This is a genomic window from Dyella sp. (genome assembly GCF_035508675.1).
Classification (GTDB): Bacteria; Pseudomonadota; Gammaproteobacteria; order Xanthomonadales; family Rhodanobacteraceae; genus Dyella_B.
The window spans coordinates 1-7860 of the sequence record NZ_DATJMN010000247.1 but is presented as its reverse complement, the minus strand read 5'-3'; the positions used below and the strand labels follow the sequence as shown (position 1 = coordinate 7860).

General features: G+C 59.8%; 6 protein-coding genes. All 6 read left to right on the top strand.

The window, feature by feature from the left end; translation table 11 throughout:
• Positions 1–481 (top strand): response regulator transcription factor (locus tag VMA74_RS13020; protein WP_325367604.1); only part of this gene is annotated, 481 nt, incomplete at its 5' end.
• 375 nt (positions 482–856) lie between these two features.
• Positions 857–2401 (top strand): LuxR C-terminal-related transcriptional regulator, encoded by a 1545-nt coding sequence (locus tag VMA74_RS13015; protein WP_325367602.1) that lies wholly within the window; start codon positions 857–859, stop codon positions 2399–2401.
• A gap of 18 nt (positions 2402–2419) precedes the next feature.
• On the top strand, positions 2420–5500 hold the full coding sequence (locus tag VMA74_RS13010; RefSeq protein ID WP_325367600.1) for an ATP-binding protein: 3081 nt from the start codon (positions 2420–2422) through the stop codon (positions 5498–5500).
• A gap of 487 nt (positions 5501–5987) precedes the next feature.
• The gene (locus tag VMA74_RS13005) at positions 5988–6917 is read left to right on the top strand and encodes an AraC family transcriptional regulator (RefSeq protein WP_325367598.1); all 930 of its coding nucleotides are present in this window, start codon (positions 5988–5990) and stop codon (positions 6915–6917) included.
• 43 nt (positions 6918–6960) lie between these two features.
• Positions 6961–7248: a YtcA family lipoprotein gene (locus VMA74_RS13000; RefSeq protein ID WP_325367596.1), complete on the top strand. Its 288-nt coding sequence runs from the start codon at positions 6961–6963 to the stop codon at positions 7246–7248.
• Positions 7249–7263: 15 nt separating this feature from the next.
• On the top strand, positions 7264–7860 hold a 597-nt coding region (locus tag VMA74_RS12995), incomplete at its 3' end, for a biotin/lipoyl-binding protein (RefSeq protein WP_325367595.1).

Genomic DNA, 7860 nt, shown 5'->3' with positions numbered 1-7860 from the left:
GCCCGACATCATGCTGATCGATCTTCAAATGCCGGACGTCGACGGCCTGCAAGCCATCACGACCATTCGCAGCGAATTTCCCGATGCAACCATCATCGTACTCACCACGTTTCCGGGCGATGCACGCGTCGTGCGGGCTTTCACGCTTGGCGCAACCTCTTATCTGCTCAAGACGGCACGTCGTGACGAGATCATCAAGGCCGTCCGCGGCGCCCTTTCCGGGCGTCACACGGTGGCACCTGAAGTCGCCCAGGAGATCGCCAGCCATACCGGGCAGGAAGGTCTTACGGAGCGGGAAATCGGTGTCTTGAAGCTGGTTGCCATGGGCCGCAGCAATCGCGATATCGCCGAAGCCCTGTGCATTTCCGAAGACACGGTCAAGGCCCGCATGAAAAGCATCATGGGCAAGCTGGACGCCGAGGATCGCACGCATGCCGTCATGATCGCGATCCGCCGCGGTTTCATGGACTCACATCCTTAGAGCCCGTCTAAAGTCTTTGCGCAGCCGAACGCGTTCTTCGCGTGACGAAACGCTGGCTTCGCCGTGCGAGTGAGCGCGATTTCCCCACCTTCGGAGCCTTGACCGCGGCCCTCCCCTGCACCTGGATCAGGCCTCCAAAAAAACCGAAAGAAGACCGAATCAAAACCAGGATTTCACGACAGAGGGCGCTATCTCGCCTAATGTTCCTATCCAAAGGACGAATCACACGTTGAGTGGATCAACGGTCTGCTGGGTGAATTGAGTGATGGGTACTTTTGGCACGGGGCGCATACTGGGAACCATCCCTGCGGCGTACGTGACTGAAGCAACATGGGCCCGCTTCGGTGCTCTTTACGAAGGCCGGAGGATGGGTACGTGAATCTGTTGTCCATGACGCGCAACGCTACCGCGACCGCCGAGCTGGGGTGGGCACAGGATTGGCACGATCTTGACGACCCGCATGAGGCGCTGAGGGAACTGCTGGATTCGGCCTGGCGCGCGGTGGGCATGATGAATGGCACCGAAGTGGTTGCCGCCACGACGACGTTGCGTCGCGCCTTTATGCAAAAGAGTCATTTCTTTCCAGACTTCCCTAGCGATGAAGTGGAGACATTGCTGGCGATGGGCAGCCTGTGGGAAGACGACATCGACGAGGCGATGTTCCGCGCGCAATCGGTGCTGGCGCGCAAGACAGGTGCGCGATATCGGTCCACCCTTGCTGCAGTCATGAAGTTTTGTTTCTGGCGCACCCGCGACTTTATGCCGTTCTATGAATTGTCGCGAGGAAAAGCGCCGCGCAGCCACGCGTCATCCCTGCTGATGGCAATCGTCAATCTCTCGATCGAAGCTGCCGCGGAGGCCGAGCAATTGCGCTTCAAGCTGGCCGAACGCCTGGCCAGGGACGCGCTGTCTCTCTGCGATACGTCGATGGAGCCGCAAGCGTATGCGTCGCTGCTCCCTACCTGCGTGCTGGCGCAATTGCACTACGAGGCCGGCGCGGTGGAAGAAGCCGATGCGCTGCTGCGAGGCCGGCTCACCGCCATGGAGGAGAGTGGCGCGATCGAGAGCGCACTCATCGCCTATATCCTGTCCGCCAAAATTGCGGCAGCAAGAGGTAGCCAAAACATAGCGTTGCTGCTCTTGCATCGTGGCGAAGAAATAGGCGTGCAACGACGCTGGCCCCGCCTGGTGCTTCATTGCAAGATGGAAGAAGCGGTCTTGCGCATCCATGAGGAACGCGTCGACCTTGCCGAAAGCATCCTGGCACACATGCAGGACTTTCATGGCGAACTCGAGGGCAAAAGCCGCCCCATGCCTATCGACGCATGGCCGTTGCAAGTGACCGCTCTTCGCCTGCAGATGGCGAACGGCCCTGGCATCTGCACGGCACGGGCGCTTGACGACCTGCGCAACGCCGCCCTGCATCGCAATCATCCCGCACTGGTCGTCAAGCTGACGATTCTGCTGTCGAGCGCGCTCTACTCGCTGGGCCAAGCAGCCCGTGCACATGAGGAGCTGCTGGCCGCGTTGTGCCAGGGCGCCGACGTCGGCTTGTTTCGCAGCTTTCTCGACGAGATGCCACTGATCGAAACACCGCTCAAGCAGCTTTGGCGATCTCCCCACGCCAAAAGCCTGGGCCATCTTGGACCCTACGTCGGGCGGCTGCTTACGACTCCCTCGGTGCATCCGTCGGCGCGAAAGAAATTCAGGACCAACCATCGACTTGTAGAATCGCTAAGCACGCGGGAGACGATTATCCTACGCTTGATGAGCCTGGGTCTGTCGAATAAATCTATCGCTCGCGAATTACAGATCACGCCGGAAACCGTGAAATCGCATGCTAAGCACATTTTCATCAAGCTGGCTTCCAAGAACCGCGCCGAGGCCGTATCCAGGGCCGCCGAATTGGGGCTTATTTAATACGGTGGCGGTGATCAAATGAAGGAGTTCAAACCCTTTCGGCTCGATCCCATCAATCATCGGCTATGGCGCATCTCCGATGAGGGCGAGCCAACCCCCGTCACCATTACGGCAAAAGCGTTTGACGTGCTGCGGTATCTGGTCGAGCACTCCGGGCGCCTCGTCTCGCATGAAGAGCTGCTTGAAGCGCTCTGGTCGGGTGTGGCCGTTCAACCCGAGGTGCTCAAGGGGCATGTGCTGGCCATCCGCAACGCCCTGGATGACGACGCGCAACGTCCGCGTTATCTGGAAACGCATCGCGGCCGCGGATACCGCTTCATTGCGGACGTCATGGCCAGCCAAAAGACCGACAACCGCCTTTCGCCGGTTTCCGCACCACCGCTGATTGGCAGAGCCTCGCCGTTGAGTGCGTTACGCGACGCACTCATTCAAGCGCGCCAAGGCAGGCCGAAGATCGTGTTCGTCCACGGTGACGCCGGCATTGGCAAGACGACACTGGTGGAGACGTTTTGCAGGGAGATATCCAGCCAGCACACGGTACAGTCGTACGGTCGTTGCATCGAAGGCTTCGGTGGCGCCGAACCCTTCTACCCCATCATCGAGGTTCTTTCCCGATTGATAAAGGGGACTAGCGGCAGCAAGGTGCAGGATGCCTTGGTCACCGTAGCGCCTTCGTGGGGCAATCAGCTGGGCGGCCTCCTGTCCCGCGAACACCATGCCAGGCTGCAGAAAGTGGCGCACATTTCTGCCCGCAGTCGCATGCTCGGCGAGTTCTGCGAGCTCTTGGAAGTGCTGGCTGAGGATGATGTGTTCGTGCTCCTGCTGGAAGACCTCCATTGGGCCGACTTTTCGACGCTGGACCTCATCTCCGCATTTGCCAGGCGGAAATCGTCCGTCAAGCTGCTGTTGCTGGCCACCTATCGCTCGGATGAATCGGCGGTACGCGGGCCGGCGCTCATGCAGCTGGTCAATGAACTGCTATTGCACAAGCTGTGCGAGTCGGTCCCTTTGAGCGGACTGGACCAACAGGACATTGCGGAGTATGTCCAATCCGATGATTCGAAAGAAAGCCGGTCGTTCGTACAACTTCTTTTGCGTGGCTCCAGCGGCAATCCGCTGTTTCTCGGCGCCATCCTGGATCATTTGCAGAACAAGCGCCTGGTATCCGCCGATCACGGCCGATGGCAAAACGACGTGCCGCTCTCCCAGATCCGCCTTGAGATCCCGGAAACGCTTGGCCGTGTCGTCGAGACGAAAATAAGCGGCCTGGACGATGAAACGCAGCGTGCCCTGGAAGCGGCCAGTGCAGTAGGAGAGATCTTCAATCCGGTAGTGCCGGCCACGGCCGCCGGCCTCAGCGCGCGAAGGTTCGAGGAAGTATGCGAAGCTCTATGCCGAACCGGCACGTTCATTCATCGCAGCGGCATGGATACGCTGGAGAACGGCCAGACGGTTCGACTCTATCGATTCAGTCACGCCCTGCTTCGGCAAGCGCTGATAAATCGCCAGGGCCTGCTTCGCTTGGCGCAAAGTCACGCGTTGATCGGCAAGGAATTGGAGAAGTCGTACCCGAGCGAATCGAAAGCGCACGCCGCATTCGAACTTGCCGAGCAGTTCTCCAATGCCCGCGAGTGGTCCAAGGGACTCACCTATCTGAAGATGGCCTTGCAAACCGCCAAGCGCCGCTATGCGCATCAGGATGCGCTGGCCATTCTCGACAAGGCCGATGCGATTGCCGTCCATCTTTCCGATGGGGAGCGTGAACTGACCCAGGCCACACTGCTGGAGGATCGCGCGGCCATTTACGCGACCAATCATGATCCACGGGCGCTGCAGGCGTTCAGCGAGCTGGTTCGGATGTCCGAGCAATGGCATTTTTCCGATATCCAGGCGCGTGCGGAACTCGGCATGGCTTTTACCCTCAGCTGGCAGGATGCGGCTGCGTGCGTCCCGCATTTGAAAAACGCCACCCGCTTGAGCAGCGCACAAGCCGAGCCGCAGCTAAGGGCACGGACCAGGCTTAGCAGCGCGATATGGCAGATCTGGATCGTCGGGTGGGACGCCGAACTCGCCAGGGCCTGCGAGGAAAACCTGATTCCCTTGCGGAATGGCTCGGATCGCCAGATCACCGCCTGGGGATTGATCGAATACAGCATGGTTTGCCTGATATCCAGTCGATACCGCGAGTGCCTGGAAACCGTGGACGCGAACCTGGATATCCTCGTGCAGCATGCGGTAGACCGACCCGAGTTCAATATCTTTCGCGCCATCTGGATGGCCCACCTCGGGCGACCGTGGGCATACACGCTGCTCGGCGAATGGGGCCGTGCCCTGAAAGAGTTCGACGCCAGTGAGGCGCTTTTTGTCGGCAACGCCAATCGCTACAGCATTTGCACCCTGGAGACGCTCCGCGGATTCCTTTACCTGATGGCCGGGGACTACCAGGCCATCAGGGACATTTGCAGCAAGCTGGGTTTCCATAGAGACCAAACAGGCCATCCATCGTCTGCGCTCTACACCTTGAAACTCACCAATGAAATCCGTCATTGCACGCTGCTTGCGGGAGCGGCGGAGGTGGGGCTGGGAAATCTCGCAGAGGGGCTCGGCATCCTGAAGCGGCTCGAACCCGAGATGCTTGAGCGGCCCGTCATCACCGACTGGTATTGGTTGTTCGTGCTCGAATGGACGCTAGCCAATGCCCTGTTGCAATCGGGTGACATCGACCTGGCGCGACTTCACGCCGACCGCATGCTGGAACGGTCCGATCGGACTATCGAAGTCACCTGGCGCGCGATGGCGCGGGAGCTCAGATGCCGCGTTGCCATCGAAGAAGGTGACCTCGAACATGCCTTCCGTTTGATCAACGATGCGCTGCATATGATCGATGTGATGGGTGCTCCGATGGCCGATTGGCGCATTCACCGCACCGCCGCCGAACTGCATCGTCTGCAAGGCGATCGCGCAAACGCATCCCTTCACGAACAACTGTTCATCAACAAGGCGCGGCGCCTGCTCGATAGCCTTCCCGCCGGCCATCGCCTCCAGGAAACCTTTGCGCGCCTCACGGTAAGCGAGGTTACGGAAGGTAAAACGCCATAGGGCGCGCAGGTTGGCGGTGAAGCACAGCCCAATCCCCACCCCGCCCTGCTTAGTTTGTGCTGAGATCCTTCGCTAGGGTTCGCTCCCGATGAGTGCCGGGGCTCACCGCCAACCGGTGAGCATCCGCTGATGCTTCAAGTTCGGCGCATCAGCGGTCCCCCACGCGGGGGATGGGCGTTTTAGCAGGAACGATCCAAGATCAGGGCGCTGACTCATCTTAGTCGGGCGTTGCCCTAACGGGTCAACGTTGCAGAAATGAAATGAGCGCGCATGCTGGGTATGCGGTTGTCTGTCGATCAAGATCAGCACCGTACAACATGGCTTTCATAAGCGATGGATCTACACTTTCGGGTGATTCGATTTATCCCTTTGTGTCAGCAAGTCTACCCTGATGAAGGCTTCGGCCAAGGAAGCATGCGCGTAAATTCCCACCCAGGACGACGTTCAACCAAGGACGCTCGACGACCTTTGGCTCGGAGAGGCGCACATGTATTGCGGTGCATTCGGCGACCGGCTTGGCCGTTCGTTTCATTTGAACAATCCCCCTGTTCTCCACAGCCAGACCAGGCGTGGCGTACGCCTTGCGGTAACCGAACTCAAGATCGATCAGCCCGGCTACGGCATGACTTCCCCGATGGGAAGCGACGATGCCTACCTGGTCTGCCTCAACCTGCGCAATCAGAGCACGCATGAGCTTTGGTGTGACGGCCGCCCCGTATGTTCAACGTCCTACGAAGGCGGCACCGCCTACGTGCTGGACCTGCGATGCGACCCCATCGCCTACATAAGCGACCCGCTGCACTCGCTGTACTTCTACATGCCGCGCCAGGCCATTGGTGAAGCCAGCGAGGAACTTGGAGAGACGGGTGCGGTTGATCTTTCCATCCAGCCGGGCCAGTGCTTCCAGGACACCATCGTCAACAGCATCGGCCAGACGCTGCTGCCGATTTTCAACCAGGCATCCGCGGCGAACCAGGCGCTCGTCGATCATCTACTGCAAGGCCTGTGCACATACATGGCGTCCACGTATGGCGGATCGTCGAAGCGTCCCGAAGTCATACGCGGCGCGTTGGCACCCTGGCAGCAACGCCTTGTCACGCAGATGATGCGCGAGCGGACATTCGAAGGCATTTCCATCAACGAAATGGCGGAAGCGTGCGGCTTGTCGGCGGGCGCGTTGGCGCGGGGATTCAAGAAAAGCACCGGCTTGTCGCCGCATCAATGGCTGCTGTCTCATCGCGTCGATATGGCGCTTGAGCTCATGGCGGACCCCGATGTCTCGCTGGCGGATATCGCCTTCAACACGGGCTTTTCCGATCAAAGCCATTTCAGTCGGGTCTTTACGCAAAAGATGGGTGTTGCACCCGGTGCATGGCGGAAGTCGCTAGCGAACAACAAACGCGTGGAAGCGGCTTGATCATCGCCGCCGCCATTGACCTGACCCAAACAAGGCTGCACTGATGCATTCACATCGACCCACGCACGCACATGGCTATCTTCGCGCGGCATTGATGTCGTCCCTTTCGATGACGATGTCCGCGTGCAGCGCCTCGCCCTCGCGAAACATTCTCGGCTCCTACTTTCCAACCTGGATGGTGTGCGCGCTGCTTGGCATCGTCTTCGTCATGGTAGTCCGCGGCGTGCTGGTGAAAACCGGCGTGGATGCGTCGCTGCCCGTGCCTGTGGTCGTCTATCTATGCATGTGGACGGCGGCCACGCTCGCGATCTGGCTTGTGTGGCTGGCCTGAATGGAGACCTCATCCATGCCTGCCAAAACCGCGCTGGGCCGTATCGTCGCCCTGGTTTCCATCGCCTCGGCCTTGGTGCTCATCGTCGCCGCCATGATCGTCGTGGACAAACGTCCAAGAACCCATGACGCCTACATCTTTGCCTACAGCGCCGGCATCACGCCGGAAGTCAGCGGACGCATCGTGGCGGTGCATATCCGCAACGATCAGTTCGTGCACAAGGGAGACATACTGCTGCAGATCGATCCCGAACCATTCGAACTGAAGCTGCAGCAAGCCAATGCCCAAGTGGCCGCCTTGCAGGCCGACATCGACCTCACGGGTCGGCAGGTAAACGCGCAGGGATCCGGTGCGGAAGCGGCCGCTCGCGAAGTCGATCGTGCGCGCCAACAACTGGCCCTGGCCCATGACACGCTCGAACGCATGGTGCCGCTGCTGACCAAGGGTTTCGTCACTACGCAACAAATCGACGAAGCACGCACGAACGCACGCACCGCCGCATCGCAGTTGGCTGCCGCTACCCAACAGGCAGCGCAGGCCAAGGAAGCCATCGGCGACGTGGAAAGCCTGAAGGCGCAACTGATGGGCGCGCAAGCGACCCAGGCTCTGGCG

Bases quoted from the DNA above. Each gene is read 5' to 3' on its own strand.
- VMA74_RS13000 (WP_325367596.1), top strand. From the start codon at position 6,961: ATGCATTCACATCGACCCACGCACGCACATGGCTATCTTCGCGCGGCA.
- VMA74_RS13005 (WP_325367598.1), top strand. From the start codon at position 5,988: ATGTATTGCGGTGCATTCGGCGACCGGCTTGGCCGTTCGTTTCATTTG.
- VMA74_RS13010 (WP_325367600.1), top strand. From the start codon at position 2,420: ATGAAGGAGTTCAAACCCTTTCGGCTCGATCCCATCAATCATCGGCTA.